Source organism: Nostoc sp. (genome assembly GCF_036919615.1).
Taxonomy (GTDB): Bacteria; Cyanobacteriota; Cyanobacteriia; order Cyanobacteriales; family Nostocaceae; genus Nostoc.
In genome coordinates this window covers 1-14,585 of the sequence record NZ_JBALCN010000067.1, presented here as the reverse complement: position 1 = coordinate 14,585, position 14,585 = coordinate 1, and the positions used below count along the sequence as shown (strand labels likewise).

General features: G+C 41.8%; 13 protein-coding genes and 1 pseudogene. 10 read left to right on the top strand and 4 right to left on the bottom strand.

Annotated features, from left to right (window positions below; translation table 11 throughout):
- Positions 1-200: 200 nt before the first annotated feature.
- Together V7K48_RS19420 and V7K48_RS19415 are read right to left on the bottom strand one after the other, a co-directional pair.
- On the bottom strand, positions 201-809 hold the full coding sequence (locus tag V7K48_RS19420; protein ID WP_335074858.1) for a hypothetical protein: 609 nt from the start codon (positions 807-809) through the stop codon (positions 201-203).
- 42 nt (positions 810-851) lie between these two features.
- Positions 852-1,451: pseudogene (locus tag V7K48_RS19415) on the bottom strand (Uma2 family endonuclease).
- 119 nt (positions 1,452-1,570) lie between these two features.
- Between V7K48_RS19415 and bchD the strand changes: the two are divergent.
- Positions 1,571-3,601 carry a magnesium chelatase ATPase subunit D gene (bchD, locus tag V7K48_RS19410; RefSeq protein ID WP_335074857.1) on the top strand — a complete coding sequence of 677 codons (2,031 nt, stop codon included), beginning with the start codon at positions 1,571-1,573 and terminating at the stop codon, positions 3,599-3,601.
- Positions 3,602-3,668: 67 nt separating this feature from the next.
- Here bchD and V7K48_RS19405 read toward each other — a convergent pair whose 3' ends face one another.
- On the bottom strand, positions 3,669-4,454 hold the full coding sequence (locus V7K48_RS19405) for an RNA polymerase sigma factor SigF (protein ID WP_335074856.1): 786 nt from the start codon (positions 4,452-4,454) through the stop codon (positions 3,669-3,671).
- 337 nt (positions 4,455-4,791) lie between these two features.
- On the opposite strand from V7K48_RS19405, the gene V7K48_RS19400 reads away from it, so the two are divergent.
- The 8 genes from V7K48_RS19400 to V7K48_RS19365 all read left to right on the top strand — a co-directional run bounded on the left by V7K48_RS19400 (position 4,792) and on the right by V7K48_RS19365 (position 10,850).
- Positions 4,792-5,520: a Bax inhibitor-1/YccA family protein gene (locus tag V7K48_RS19400; RefSeq protein WP_335074855.1), complete on the top strand. Its 729-nt coding sequence runs from the start codon at positions 4,792-4,794 to the stop codon at positions 5,518-5,520.
- 192 nt (positions 5,521-5,712) lie between these two features.
- Entirely contained in the window at positions 5,713-6,180 is a 468-nt protein-coding gene (locus V7K48_RS19395; protein WP_335074969.1) for a PCRF domain-containing protein, read from the top strand.
- 155 nt (positions 6,181-6,335) lie between these two features.
- A protein-coding gene (gene prfB / locus V7K48_RS19390) for a peptide chain release factor 2 (protein ID WP_334974068.1) occupies positions 6,336-7,458 on the top strand; the annotation gives its coding sequence in 2 pieces (ribosomal slippage) (positions 6,336-6,407 and positions 6,409-7,458; 1,122 coding nt in all).
- A 329-nt stretch (positions 7,459-7,787) separates the two neighbouring features.
- Complete coding sequence (locus tag V7K48_RS19385) at positions 7,788-7,943, top strand: DUF3285 domain-containing protein (protein ID WP_104904774.1); 156 nt, start codon at positions 7,788-7,790, stop codon at positions 7,941-7,943.
- A 38-nt stretch (positions 7,944-7,981) separates the two neighbouring features.
- A complete protein-coding gene (gene ybeY, locus V7K48_RS19380; RefSeq protein ID WP_335074968.1) occupies positions 7,982-8,509 on the top strand; it encodes an rRNA maturation RNase YbeY in 528 nt (175 codons plus the stop codon).
- A 153-nt stretch (positions 8,510-8,662) separates the two neighbouring features.
- On the top strand, positions 8,663-9,118 hold the full coding sequence (locus V7K48_RS19375) for a diacylglycerol kinase family protein (RefSeq protein WP_335074854.1): 456 nt from the start codon (positions 8,663-8,665) through the stop codon (positions 9,116-9,118).
- A 361-nt stretch (positions 9,119-9,479) separates the two neighbouring features.
- Complete coding sequence (locus V7K48_RS19370) at positions 9,480-10,079, top strand: anthranilate synthase component II (RefSeq protein ID WP_335074853.1); 600 nt, start codon at positions 9,480-9,482, stop codon at positions 10,077-10,079.
- Positions 10,080-10,082: 3 nt separating this feature from the next.
- Positions 10,083-10,850: an MBL fold metallo-hydrolase gene (locus V7K48_RS19365; RefSeq protein WP_335074852.1), complete on the top strand. Its 768-nt coding sequence runs from the start codon at positions 10,083-10,085 to the stop codon at positions 10,848-10,850.
- A gap of 58 nt (positions 10,851-10,908) precedes the next feature.
- Here V7K48_RS19365 and V7K48_RS19360 read toward each other — a convergent pair whose 3' ends face one another.
- A complete protein-coding gene (locus V7K48_RS19360) occupies positions 10,909-12,156 on the bottom strand; it encodes an FG-GAP repeat domain-containing protein (protein ID WP_335074851.1) in 1,248 nt (415 codons plus the stop codon).
- A 640-nt stretch (positions 12,157-12,796) separates the two neighbouring features.
- On the opposite strand from V7K48_RS19360, the gene V7K48_RS19355 reads away from it, so the two are divergent.
- Entirely contained in the window at positions 12,797-14,107 is a 1,311-nt protein-coding gene (locus tag V7K48_RS19355; protein WP_335074850.1) for an aminopeptidase P N-terminal domain-containing protein, read from the top strand.
- Positions 14,108-14,585 lie beyond the last annotated feature (478 nt).

Below are 14,585 nucleotides of genomic sequence, written 5' to 3'. Positions count from 1 at the left end.
CGGTTATTTCGCTGTCGCTAAATATACATTGGCATACCTGTTGCTAGATGTCAATATAGTTATTCCTGAAGATTCGTAAAAGCGTAGATGCGTAGTAGCTTGTCGTTAGACATCGCACTTATCAATCAACTTTAAAAATCATTTATGTTTTTTTTGCAAAGCTAGTATTTATTTAAAAAATATTCTAGCTAATAAATAATTTACGGTTTACTTTGCGCGATCGCACTATATAAAATACCTAAAATTTTCTTAATATCCTTAATATAATATTCACTCAAATCAATTGCAACTACATTACCTTCAAGCTTGAGAAATTGCCAGATAGTACCGATAGTAACAGCACCATATATAGCTTTGATTTGATTTCCACCTCTCTCGTTAAATAACTGAGCAGCTACCATTTCGGCAATACATTGCGCTAAACCAGACCTTAAATTCTCATTTTTACTTTCTACTAAGACAATCACCGGACTACGTACAAGCAACTGCTCCGAAGAAAGACTCAAAATAAAATCACAAAAGCCATTTAGTCCTCTCTGGCTATCAACAGTAAAATCAACTCCAGAAAAAAAGCTTATTTCATAATTAAATTTGCGTCTAATTTCTAACAAAATGGGACTTATTATCATTTCACTCCGAGCTTTCTCCGAACTTATAGCTACTGCTAAATCAACATTTTCCTTAAGAATAGTAGATAATAAATCACTACATTCTTGCTCCTGTACATTTGCGAATAGTCCAGATGACTCGTGGATAACTAAACCAAAAGAATCAATAATTTCAATAAGTTTAAAATCACTATAAGCCATAAAACTTACTTCTTTGTATTATGATTTAATCCTATCTCATCACTATGGCAAGGTTTGAAAATTAAACTTGGGTGGAAACACCCTCACTAAATCAATAGATAAATCAGGAAAGCAAGGAAAAGTTATTACTTGATTTGATAAAAAAACTTGCTTATTTAAATAACCATATTTACCTTGATAATCTTGATATGGTTCACTGAAAACTTCCAAATAATTATCAAATAAATTGAATATCCAATAATCAGTAATACCTGCTTTAGCATAGAGAAGTATTTTCACATTTTGGTCATAATCTAAAGAAGAATCTGAAACCTCTATCACCAATAACACATCAGCAGGTTGAGGATGACCAGAAAAATAATTATCATCTCGGTTTTAAAGAATAGCAAAATCCGGTTTAGGTTCGCTATTAGGTGGCAAAGCAATCGGAGCTTGAGATTGCAAAGTTGCCCGCTCACCTACAAGTTTTGGAAGTTCCCGCAACAAGTTTCGCAAACAAGTTTCATGGGCTGTACCTTTGGATGCCATTTCAATAATTTCCCCGTTGATTAATTCAATATGGTCATCTTCATGGAAAAAGCCCAATTCAGTAAGCCTGTGGTATTCAGCTAGTGTGAAGCGTTTAGCCTGAGCAATACTCATGAATTTTCCTCCCAAGGGAAATGCAATGGTGTAACCGCCTGCCAGAGGCGATCGCCCTTATATTCTAAATGTGCCAGAAATTGGTATGCTAAAGGCCAAGACTCGCTATTTTGCCAACCATGCCTGCGCCTACTATCAATCCCACGATCACTGCCTTTCCCTTGAGTGCCGTAGTCGGTCAAGAAGCAATTAAATTAGCCTTGCTGTTAGCCGCAGTTGATCCTGGTTTGGGGGGAGTAGCGATCGCAGGTCGTCGCGGTACGGCAAAATCTGTGATGGCTCGTGCTATCCACGCTCTACTACCGCCGATTGAAGTTGTCAAAGGCTCAATTAGTAATTGTGATCCCAACCACCCAGAAGAATGGGATGATCAACTTTTGGCGGAGTATGCAGATAAAGACATTCAAGATGTTCCTGTCGAAATTATTCCCGCGCCTTTTTTACAAATTCCTCTAGGTATCACAGAAGACCGACTATTAGGTTCTGTAGATGTTGAAAAGTCGGTAAAACAAGGTGATACCATTTTTCAGCCAGGGTTACTTGCTACAGCAAACCGAGGTGTACTGTACGTAGATGAAATTAATTTATTAGATGATCAAATATCAAATCAGCTTCTAACAGTATTATCTGAGGGACGCAACCAAATTGAACGGGAAGGGATTAGTTTTCAGCATCCGTGCAAATCCCTATTTATTGCCACCTACAACCCAGAAGAAGGTGGATTACGGGAGCATTTGCTAGATAGAATTGCGATCGCCCTCTCTGCTGACGGTGTACTCGGCTTAGATCAAAGAGTAGCAGCAGTTGAGGTTGCGATCGCCTATTCTAAATCTCCCCAAGACTTTCTTCAACAGTACAACGAAGACTTAGACTCCCTCAAAACCCAAATCATCTTGGCACGGGAATGGTTGAAAGAAGTAACCATCACCCATGAACAAATTGCCTACTTAGTAGATGAGGCGATTCGCGGAGGAGTTCAGGGACATCGCGCCGAGTTATTCGCCACCCGGGTTGCCAAAGCTGCTGCGGCTTTGGAGGGACGGACAACAGTTAATGCCGAAGATTTGCGCCGTGCTGTGGAACTGGTGATTGTACCACGCGCCACAATTGTGCAGACACCGCCACCAGAACAACAAGCACCACCGCCTCCACCCCCGCCACAGAATCAAGAAGAACCCCAAGACGAATCAGAACAGGAAGAAGAGGAACCAGAAGAACAGGAAGAAAATCAAGAGCAAGAACCCCCTAGCATCCCGGAAGAATTCATTTTTGATCCAGAAGGGGTAATCCTTGATGACAGCGTACTGTATTTTACCCAAATGGCGAAGCGGCAAGGTAAATCTGGTAGTCGCAGTGTCATATTTTCTGATGACAGGGGACGCTACATTAAGCCAATGTTGCCCAAGGGGAAAGCGCGACGCATAGCAGTAGATGCCACCCTGAGAGCTGCGGCTCCTTATCAAAAAGCCCGAAGAGAAAGACGCCCAGATAGAAAAGTTATTGTCGAACAGGCTGATATTCGCTCGAAACGCCTGGTACGTAAGGCAGGGGCGTTGGTAGTATTTGTGGTAGATGCTTCTGGCTCAATGGCCCTGAATCGAATGCAATCGGCTAAAGGTGCAGTGATGCAACTGTTGACAGAAGCTTATCAAAACCGCGACCAAATAGCATTGATTCCCTTCCGAGGAGAACAGGCAGAGGTGTTATTGCCTCCAACACGTTCTATTGCCTTGGCGCGTAACCGCTTGGAAAGGTTACCCTGTGGTGGGGGTTCGCCCTTAGCGCATGGTTTAACCCAAGCTGTGCGGGTTGGCTTAAATGCCCAGATGAGCGGAGATATTGGGCAAGTTGTGCTTGTAGCAATCACTGATGGACGGGGTAATATTCCCTTAGCGCGTTCTTTAGGTGAACAACTAGAACCAGGAGAAAAGCCAGATATCAAAGGGGAATTATTAGAAATTGCTGCCAGAATCCGGGCTTTAGGTATGCAACTATTAGTAATTGATACGGAAAGTAAATTTGTGTCCACTGGCTTTGCTAAGGAATTATCGCAAACAGCAGGCGGTAAATATTATCATTTGCCAAAAGCGACAGATCAAGCTATTGCTGCTATGACCAAAGGTGCGATCGCTGATTTAAAATCTCGATAATTAGTTATTAGTTATTTGTCATTTGTCAGTTGCTTTTCTACTAACCACTGACTATTGACTAATGACATCAAGAGCCAGTGGGCATTACCTGTGGTTGCAAATAGTAAATCAAATCCTGGATTCCCTTTTGCAGATACCGCGTTACCGTCATTGGACTAGTGCCAATATTCTTAGCAGCATCCTTGCGAGAAAGTTCCTTTAAAAATACCATTTCAACTGCCATGCGGGGCTTTTCTTCTAACATATTTATTGCGCCTTGGAGTTGTTGCCGTTCTTCTTCTTCTTGCAAAAGAACATGAGAACGAGGACAAGGAAGTGCTTCACCCAAGGTTATTTGGCAATCAACATAGTTAACTGCGGTCGCATCTAAACTCAAAGGCATACGGTTTTGAGCAGCTAACTTGGTTTCTTGCCATTCTTGCAGAGATACTCGAAGTTGGCTGGCAATTTCAGCATCCCTGGGTGGGCGACCCAAAGACATTGATAAGTCCTTACGAATTTTTTGCCCTTCATTGTACAGTTCTTGCCAACGACGAGGAATTTTTAATAGAGTACTGCGATCGCGCAAAAAGTGCAGCATCTCACCGCGAATATATGGCACAGCAAAGGAGCTAAAAGCATATCCCTGACTAGGGTCAAAGCGCTCAATTGCCCTAATTAAACCAAAATAACCGATTTGTTCTAAATCTTCATAAGGTTCATTACATTGATGACTGAACTTATGAGCCATCTTCCGCACTAAGCCAGTATGTAACTGTACAAGTTTATTACGAAGTTTAATAGAAGGATTTTGGTGGTACAAGTGTAATAATTCTATACCATCAGTTCGTAAAGAGGACTCACTTGTTGCCATATACATTCCCTTGTTGTAACTCTTATTCCTGAGAAAATGGAGCTGCGTATATTTTCTTCTAAGCTGTCATTATTTTCCTTAGTCAAAGCTGAATAAGCCATCGTCGTTTCACTGAACTTATCAGGGGTCGCACTCCACAATTCAGTATTTGTACGCATGATTTTGTTACTCTCTGTGTTGCAGGTTATTTTTATTTTTTAGATAAACATTTCAACCTTGCATAATCTTTTTTGTTTAGTTGTTTTCTAGCTTGCATAACCCCTTCCTGGTTTATCACCCTAAATCTTGGTAAGAATAGGAATAAGTAGAACGTTTTCCTAAAAAACAGTTTTTCAATATGAGCAATACCAGTAATTTTCGTGAAGCTATCCGTGAGGCTAAATCTCACGCCCTCGTTGGCCCAAACGTGATTGCCAACGCCCTGCCCTACGTCGGTGGTGGATTAGTGCTAACGGCATTAGGAACCTACGGCGGTTTGGGAGTTATCCGGACTAACCCCGGAATATTCTTTCCCACCTTCATTGGTGCGGTGATTTTGGAATTAATTTTGTTCTTTGTTGCCCAAAATGTTGCCCAAAAAGGTAATAAGGGACTTGCATTACCCCTGTTGGCAACCTACAGCCTCTTGTCTGGATATACTCTCAGTGGCTTGATATTTGTCGCTTTGAGATCCCAAGGTGTTGGTATTCAAGGTATTGGGTTGGCTGCCCTTGGTTGTGGCGTCACTTTTATTTTCGCCCGTCAAATTGGTTCAAATCTCTCTGAACAAGACGGCATGGCTTTGACGAAAACCATCAATCTCGGTGTCATTGCCTTGGTGGTTGTGTGCCTTGCCCAATTTGGATTTTCCATGTTTGGTGTTTACACGCCAAATTGGTTAGAAATCGCCATTTCCGGTTTGGGGGTGTTCCTGTTTGTTGGGGTTTCTGTTGTCGATTTCTACATCTTGCCCCGCACTTACAGTGATGATCAGTATCTACCTGCTGCTTTGTCGATGTACCTAACTTACATCAACTTGTTTGTCTTTATCTTGCGGTTGCTAATTGCCATAAATGGCCGCGATTAATTATCTGTAGGTACTTACAAAAGTAAAGTTTTATAAAGTAAAAACCGTGGTAAAATTTCAGCAACCACGGTTTTTTTCAGCGTTTTAATAGTAGAATATGTAGATAAGTTCAGCCTTAAGTGAGCAAAACTATGCTAGAACTCTTAAATATCAAAAGTGAAGTAGAAAGGTTGTATAATATCTTGACCAAGGCTGAAGGCTGTCTTTAACCTCCGAGAACTGAGTGTAAGAATCAAGGACTTGGATCAATTAATTTCTCAACCTACTTTCTGGGATAATTCTGTCATTTTCTATCAGAAACTTCAAGAAATTGAATCCCTCAACGCTAAAAAGAAACAATATCAGCGATCGCACTTCATTCTAGAAGATATCAAGGCTGCACTAGAACTACTAGAATTATCTGCTGATCAGGAATTGTTACCAGAGGCGCAAACCAATCTTACCCAACTCCAACAAGAACTCGAAACAGTAGAAATACAACAATTACTGTCTTACCCCCACGACCAAAAGGGGGCATTTTTGGCAATTACAGCTAAGGTTGGAGGTATAGATGCTCAAGACTGGGCATTTATTTTATTACGGCTATACCATCGTTGGGCAGTAAATCATAATCATAAAGCAAAGCCTATCTGCAACAGCCAAATCAAACCACTTCAGTGAGCATAGAAGCGCTTGATAATTCCAAGTAATTTTTGTAACTTATCCAACTAGTGCCGAGAGAATTTGTCCAAATACAGCTAAAATTAATAAATGTAAGTAGAATAAAGAGCAATTTTCCAATCTAAAGCGCTCTATCGATTATTACAGCAAGCACTATGGAAGTTTTAGAACTCAAACGCGAAATCGAAACGTTGTCTGGCCGCCTGGGTAAAACCCAGGACTATCTTTGACGTACCTGCACTGACAGCCAAAATTCAAGACCTGGAAAAAATATCCGCTCAACCAGAATTTTGGAATGACCAAACCCAAGCCCAACAAACGCTGCAAGAACTCAATGACCTGAAAGCCCACCTTCAGCAATATGATCAGTGGCAATCTAATTTAGAAGATACAAAGGCTGTTGTTGAGTTATTAGAGTTAGAAACCGATGAGGCACTACTCCAAGAAGCGGAATCTACCATCACTAAACTGAATCGTGACCTTGACCAATGGGAGTTACAACAGTTACTTTCTGGCCCCTATGATGCGGAAGGTGCTGTACTGACAATTAGTGCTGGGGCTGGCGGCACAGATGCTCAAGACTGGGCATTTATGCTAATGCGGATGTACACCCGTTGGGGCGAAGCTCACGGCTATAAGGTAACTTTAGCTGAAGAGTCGGAGGGTGATGAAGCCGGAATTAAATCGGCAACTCTAGAAATTACCGGTCGCTATGCCTATGGTTACTTGCGTTCAGAAATGGGTACACATCGCTTAGTGCGGATTTCACCTTTTAATGCCAACGGCAAGCGACAAACCAGTTTTGCGGGGGTGGAAGTGATGCCGCAGATTGATAACTCTGTGCAGTTGGACATTCCAGACAAGGATTTGGAAATCACCACAACTCGCTCTGGTGGAAAAGGTGGACAAAACGTCAACAAAGTAGAAACGGCAGTACGAGTTGTTCACCTTCCCACGGGTCTTGCCGTGCGCTGTACAGAAGAGCGATCGCAGCTGCAAAATAAAGAAAAAGCCCTAAATCGCCTCAAAGCAAAGCTGTTGGTCATAGCCAAGGAGCAACGTGCCCAAGAAATTGCCGAAATTCGTGGCGATATGGTGGAAGCCTCCTGGGGAAACCAAATCCGAAACTATGTGTTTCACCCTTACCAGATGGTGAAAGATTTACGTACAACTACAGAAACAACGGCGATTGGCGATGTGATGAATGGTGAACTTGATACATTCATCCAAGCTTATCTGCGCCAAGAAAATAAATTAGTAGAAAACACTCCTGCATAATTGAGGATTAGTCATAGTTACTAGTACACTGTGGCGTCAGTTTGCCTACCTTTAACAAGGGGCAAATGCCCCTTGTTGTCTAGTTAATTGAGATGGTAGCTGGATTTATGCGCCCGCTCTACTAGGCAATTTTTTGACCATTATTTGGTATCGATGATTTATTTTCTCGTATTTGAGATGAGCGTGTAGGCGTAGCCCGTCGTAGACATCGCATAGTACCCCTTATAGTTGCTTCCTTTTCACAGAAATTCCTTAGCAACATACAGGCGATCGCAATTCTATGCTAGACCAACTGTTACAGTTATAAAAGAGTCTGTGGACAAATAACTATGAGCAACTCTCCTTCAACAGAACCTCAACCTAGCTACGTAAAACTCGCCATGCGAAACATGGTACGCAAGGGTGGGACTTCCCTGAAACATTTTGCGTTGACTGCTGTAGGGCTTTTAGCTCTCCTTGTTGGTCTTGCTTACCTAACTCACTAACGACAAACCGTCACCTCAGACTAGGAGACTGTGTGCCCCTGAGAGTTGAACTATATGTGGAGGAGTATTTTTACGAGTTGTCCCCGACAACATCTGTAAAGACTGGCGACACTCATGCCAGAATTACTCCTGAAATTTGGGAAAACTGGTTTAATCACTGGTTGGAAATACTTCACCCTCATATTCCGCCAGCGCCAAGTTATGAAATCGGGCTGCGTTTGACAGATGACTTGCAAATTCAAGAACTGAATGCTCAGTATCGTCAACAAAATAAACCTACAGACGTTTTAGCCTTTGCTGCTTTGGAGGTGGATTTTCCTCAAAGTGAAGAAATACTTACCTCTGTACCATTATATTTAGGTGATATTATTGTGTCTGTAGATACAGCACAACGTCAAGCTCAACAGCAGGAACATAGCTTACCAACTGAGCTAGCCTGGTTAGCTGCTCACGGCTTATTGCACCTGTTGGGCTGGGATCATCCTGATGAAGAAAGTTTGGGGCGAATGTTAGAACAGCAAGTGAGATTGCTGAACGCAATAGGTATTGCTATTGACATGGAATAGCAGAAGTTGGTGTATCCCTTAGTGTTTATTTGGGGTAATACTTTTATAATACTTCTGTGGAAAATTGCTTAAAGATTGCCTCAAAGTTAATTACGCCATTAAGATCGGCGAATATTCCCACTGTAGCAACTCTGTTCTTGTGTTTTTAAGTCTATGTCCCAAAAAATTTCTCCATCACCAACGCCCACCTCGTTACAAACACTGGTGTCTAACGAACGGGAATTCTCCTGGAAAGTAGCCTCTAATTTATTTGTTAGTTTTAAATATGCTTGGGCTGGAATCAGCTATAGTTTTCAAACTCAACGTAATTTTCGCATCCACATAAGTGTTTGTGTAATGGCGATCGCTTTAAGCGTTTTTTTGCATCTACAAGCGGTGGAAATAGTGGTAATTGGTGTAACTAGTGGTTTAGTTTTGGCATTAGAGTTACTAAATACAGCGATCGAGTCCCTTGTGGACTTAACCGTTAAGCAGACATACCATGATTTGGCAAAAATTGCTAAAGATTGTGCGGCTGGTGCAGTCCTTGTCTCTGCTTTGGTAGCGGTGCTAGTGGCTGGTATGCTCTTGCTCCCTCCTCTGGTAAAGTTAATTATATCGGCTTTGTAGACGTGATTTGCGACGCCGATAGCGAAGCGTTAGCGAGTATTCGTTCGCGCAGCGTCTCGTAGAGAGCGTCATAGCCCGCCACAGGCATCGCCAAGTAGACTTGGTAAGAGGATCACGCTCTGTCCGATCCCTTTTGGAGAACACACCATCAGCAATTCCAAATTTAAGTTATGCGATCGTGCCAAGTATCCTGGCTAAAGAGTTACTTGCTAATCTTTAGGAAGTAGCTTGTCGCAAAGTAGCTGCTTTATATTTACGCATTCAGATCAGCGTTATTTTTACATCTAGCAGATAAATAACATGAGATATCTGTCTATGCTTTTTGCAACTAAATAGTGGTAAAAACCAGGAGTGATCAGCTTTGATTATAGTTATCGACAATTACGATAGTTTTACATATAATTTAGTCCAGTATCTGGGAGAATTGGCAGCAGAATTCCCAGTGGCAGATGATATTCAAGTTTTTCGTAACGACAAGATATCCATAGATGAGATTCGGGCATTAAAGCCGGAAGCCGTGGTTATTTCTCCTGGGCCTGGTCGCCCGGAAGATGCCGGCATTTCTTTAGAATTGATTGAACAGCTAGGACAAGAGTTGCCAATCTTGGGTGTCTGTTTGGGACATCAAAGCATCGGTCAAGTATTCGGTGGTAAAATAATTTCTGCTCCAGAGTTGATGCATGGCAAAACCTCTCAGGTGTCTCACACTGGGGTGGGGGTTTTCCGGGGATTAGAAAATCCTCTAACCGCCACCAGGTATCATAGTTTGGTAATCGAACGTCAAACTTGCCCAGATGTGTTAGAAATCACCGCTTGGGTTGAAGATAACACCATTATGGGAGTGCGACACCGGAACTATCCTCACATTCAGGGCGTCCAGTTTCACCCAGAGAGTGTCCTGACATCTTCAGGAAAACAGTTATTGCGAAATTTTCTCCAACAGTTACAGTTAAGAGCATAATTAATGAAACGACGACAGTTGATGGGCTATGCTGGGGCGGGGTTGGTCACAGCTTTAGTTACTACCTTGGGTTCTGAATCTCAAGCTGACGCACAATCTAGCGGTTTATCAGTTCAGTGGTTGGGTCATACTTGCTTTCTTTTTACTGGTGGCGGTGCGAAAATTCTCGTTAATCCATTTCGGGCGGTCGGCTGTACTGCTAAATATCGTCCACCAAAAGTTGCAGCAGATTTAGTACTGATTAGCAGTCAACTGCTAGATGAAGGGGCTGTGGACGTCCTACCAGGAAATGCAAAACTCATCTACGAACCAGGAGTTTACGAATTCAAAGGCATTAAGTTCCAAGGAATTGCCATAGACCACGATCGCAAAGGTGGTAAGCAGTTTGGCTCAAATACCGCTTGGAGTTGGAAGCAAGGCGGAATTAATATCCTCCACTTAGGGGGAGCTGCTGCACCCATTTCCATTGAGCAAAAAATTCTCCTGGGGCGTCCTGATGTGGCATTCATTCCAGTGGGAGGCAGTGCAAAAGCCTACAATGCTGAGGAAGCAAAGCAGGCTGTTCAAATATTAAATCCCAAGCTGATTATTCCCACTCATTACCGGACACAAGCAGCTGATGCTGCTAAGTGCGATATTTCACCACTCGATAATTTTCTGACCTTGATGCAAGGTATAACAGTACGGCGTAGCAATGGGGATACTATTTCCATTAACCCTAAAGATTTGCCGGAAAATAGCGTGATTCAAGTTTTGAGTTACAAGTTTTAAGGAGCAGGGGGAGAATAATGACTCCTGCCTCCTAAATTCTCAATTCTGAATTCTGATTTTAGAATGTTACCCACTCTGGACCAAGCTTATCTGGATCGCTGATGGGAGTCTCAACCGCTGTCGTTCCATCTATAGTCCAAATTTTGTCTGCACCTGCTGTCTTATCGCGCCAGTAGATGTCGGTCTTACCATCGCCGTTGAAGTCGCCAAGGGATGGTGTCAAGGACGCGTCATTAGTTGGTAAAAAAGCTTCAGTAGCAACTGTTGTGCCATCCATCTCCCAAGCGGTGTTCTGACCAGTTGTGTCATTGTGCCAGAAGATGTCGGTCTTGCCATCGCCGTTGAAATCACCAATTTTAGAAGTCCAGCCTGGGTCAAGTGTCTTCAGAGCACCCTCTGTGACTAAGATCCCATTCATCGTCCAAACCTTGTTTTCACCTGTTTGAGCGTTTCTCCACAGAATGTCAGTCTTATAGTCGCCGTTGAAATCACCAAGGGTAGGAGTCCAGGCGGGGTCTTGTGATTGCAGTGAAAGTTCAGTCTTTTGCGTACCATCCATAAACCAAGCGCCGTTAGCACCGGTTGCCGCATTGCGCCAGAAAATATCGCTCTTACCATTACCGTCGAAATCAACAATAGTAGGAGTTAGTGCTGGGTCTGTTTTATCTAAAACAGTTGCATTTAGAACTGTTGTACCATCCATCTCCCAAATAGCGTTTTCACCGGTTGTACTATTATGCCAGAAGATATCGGTTTTGCGATCGCCATTGAAATCGCCAATCTGAGGAGTCCAAGCTGGGTCAACGCTGGTTAGAGCAGCCGTATTAGCAACTTTGGTTCCATCCATCAGCGCAATGGTATTCTCACCGGTTGTCTTATTGCGTAATAAGAAGTCGGTTTTACCATCACCATTGAAGTCAGCAATTTTGTAATCATAGGCGGATAGGTCGAATTTACCTAGAGAACCCTGGTCGAGAACTTTTGTTCCATCCATCAACCGAATGATAATCTCACCGGTTGCAGAATTGACCCAAACTTTGTCCGTTTTGCCATCACCGTTAAAGTCGGGAGTAATCGCCGCACTAGTTAAGTAAGGATTAGGATTGGGATTTGCTGACGTTTTGACAGGCTGGGGCTGGGTCAACGGTTCATTTTGTAGTGCATATGAGGCACTCTTATTCCCAAATCCCAAATCATAATTTAAATCCTCAAAAGAAGATGTTAAGATTTTTGATTTTGCAAAAGAGTCTGCTGCCCATTTAGATGTATTCAAACTTAAGGGTAAGGAATTTGTACTTCCAGACATGGTGTATTTTTATGATTGGTTGTCATATTTTTTTAACTTTTTTTGACAAGCTTTTTCTGTAACCCAATAACATTTACCAGGGTTTCAAGATTTCTTTATAACTATTTTTTATTTATTAATGTCATTCTTTGAAGATAAATATCTGTTTGTTTTAAACGATTAATAGAAAATTTTCAAGTTCTATACAAGCAATTACAAAATAGTTTTTGTATTTTATATATATGATTATTTATAGATAAAGTTTTGCGATTTTATATCATTTAATAAAATATCTTTTACAGATACATGAGTAGTGACGTACAGATGTACGCCCTTACAGCCAATTCCTATATTGCAAAGGTTTTTTCAATAGTATTATCTGTTTCATTTGACATTGAAAATATTGAATTAAAACATACACATTTATGTAATTGTTACTCAGTTACATAAATATATTTACACTATCCAATCCTGGGGTTATTACATAGTTGTTTGGATAGCAAGTCTAAATTATTGATTATTCATCAATAATTTATGCCTTGAGTTGAAACAAATATTGGCTAGAATAACTTAGATTAGCAACTACAGAGAAGCATGATCTGTGCATCCTCTAGTTGTCAAAAGTGTAAAATAACACAAAACTTTAATACATACATCAGCTATGCAAGCAGAATATCGGCAGCGTCGCGAGCAGTTAATGGCAAAAATTGGTGATGGCACTGCTATTTTTCGGAGTGCGCCAATGGCAGTGATGCACAACGATGTCGAGTATGTTTATCGCCAAGACAGTGATTTCTTCTACCTGACTGGTTTTAACGAACCACAGGCAGTTGCAGTGTTAGCGCCGCATCATTCAGAACATCGGTTTGTGCTGTTTGTCCAACCGAAGGATCGCGAAAAGGAAGTATGGACTGGTTATCTTTGTGGGGTAGATGCAGCGAAGGAAATTTATGGTGCTGATGAAGCCTACCCGATTAGCGAGTTAGATGAAAAGTTGCCACAGTATTTAGAAAAAGCTAGCCGCATTTACTATCACTTAGGACGCGATCGCACTTTTAATGACCAAATCCTGGGACATTACCAAAGTTTACTGCGGACTTATCCTAAACGTGGTACAGGGCCGATCGCCATTGAAGATACTGGCCCTGTTCTCAACAGCATGAGATTGGTTAAAAGTGAAGCTGAGTTGGGATTGATGCGTCAAGCAGTAGCGATCGCAACTGAAGCACACAATTACGCACAAGAAATCGCCGCACCTGGACGTTATGAGTACGAAATACAGGCGGAGATGGAACGTATCTTTCGAGTGCGAGGTGGGTTAGGCCCGGCTTATCCTTCAATTGTGGCTTCTGGCATGAATGCTTGCGTACTCCACTACATTGAAAATAATCGTCAAATGCAGGATGGAGAATTACTGCTAATTGATGCCGGTTGTGCCTACGGTTATTACAACTCCGATATTACCCGGACGTTTCCTGTTGGGGGTAAATTTACGCCAGAACAAAAGACGCTGTATGAGATTGTTTTGGAGGCGCAAAAACAAGCGATCGCCCAAATACAACCAGGTAATCCCTTCAAATTAGTTCATGATACAGCAGTGCGCGTCCTCACAGAAGGTTTAGTCGAACTTGGCATTCTCAAAGGCGAAATTGATAAGTTAATTGAAGAAGAAAAATATAAGCCATATTATATGCACCGCACCAGTCATTGGTTAGGGTTGGATGTTCATGATGTGGGGGTTTACCAGTACGGTGAAGATAAACCACAGATTTTGCAACCAGGTCAAATTTTGACAGTGGAACCGGGATTATATATTGTGCCAGATACCAAACTAGCAGAAGACCAACCAGAGACTGATTCTCGATGGATTGGTATTGGCATTCGTATTGAGGATGATGTGTTAGTTACATCTGGGGGACATGAGGTGTTAACTGCGGGAGTTCCCAAAGCAGTAGATGAAGTGGAACGATAAAAAAGGGAGCATCCCAATTTGGTAAAAAGATACAGGACTGACACAAAAATCCTTTTAAATCTTCTTCCCTTTGTGTCCTTTGTGGTTCATTTTTCATCCTCTTGGGTAAGTTACAATCCCGTATGTAAATTAAACTTGCACATTTGGGATGCTCCCATAAAAAATGGGGATGGTGTGTATTATCCACAAACTAAAATTGCGGACAAGCCATCAAAGTCGTTGTCAGAATTCCTAAAATTTTGTCTATTTCTTTAATAAAGTCATCGTTCTTATCGATAAAGATGGTATTGTCACAAAGTTTGAGGAATTTCCAATCTATTCCTGTTGTGACTACACCATAAATTTCATTGATAATATTTCCTTGTTGCTGGTTAATGGGACTTATACCAATTCACGAAAAACCTGATACAAATAAAGCATCAAGAATAAAACCCCAACCTGTAATTGAAGCAATGATTGATGTGTTTAATTTCTCAAG

Coding starts and splice junctions, on each gene's coding strand:
- V7K48_RS19385 (WP_104904774.1), top strand. CDS start 7,788: ATGAGCAACTCTCCTTCAACAGAACCTCAACCTAGCTACGTAAAACTC.
- V7K48_RS19375 (WP_335074854.1), top strand. CDS start 8,663: ATGTCCCAAAAAATTTCTCCATCACCAACGCCCACCTCGTTACAAACA.
- V7K48_RS19420 (WP_335074858.1), bottom strand. CDS start 809: ATGGCTTATAGTGATTTTAAACTTATTGAAATTATTGATTCTTTTGGT.
- V7K48_RS19360 (WP_335074851.1), bottom strand. CDS start 12,156: ATGTCTGGAAGTACAAATTCCTTACCCTTAAGTTTGAATACATCTAAA.
- V7K48_RS19355 (WP_335074850.1), top strand. CDS start 12,797: ATGCAAGCAGAATATCGGCAGCGTCGCGAGCAGTTAATGGCAAAAATT.
- bchD (WP_335074857.1), top strand. CDS start 1,571: ATGCCTGCGCCTACTATCAATCCCACGATCACTGCCTTTCCCTTGAGT.
- V7K48_RS19405 (WP_335074856.1), bottom strand. CDS start 4,454: ATGGCAACAAGTGAGTCCTCTTTACGAACTGATGGTATAGAATTATTA.
- V7K48_RS19400 (WP_335074855.1), top strand. CDS start 4,792: ATGAGCAATACCAGTAATTTTCGTGAAGCTATCCGTGAGGCTAAATCT.
- V7K48_RS19365 (WP_335074852.1), top strand. CDS start 10,083: ATGAAACGACGACAGTTGATGGGCTATGCTGGGGCGGGGTTGGTCACA.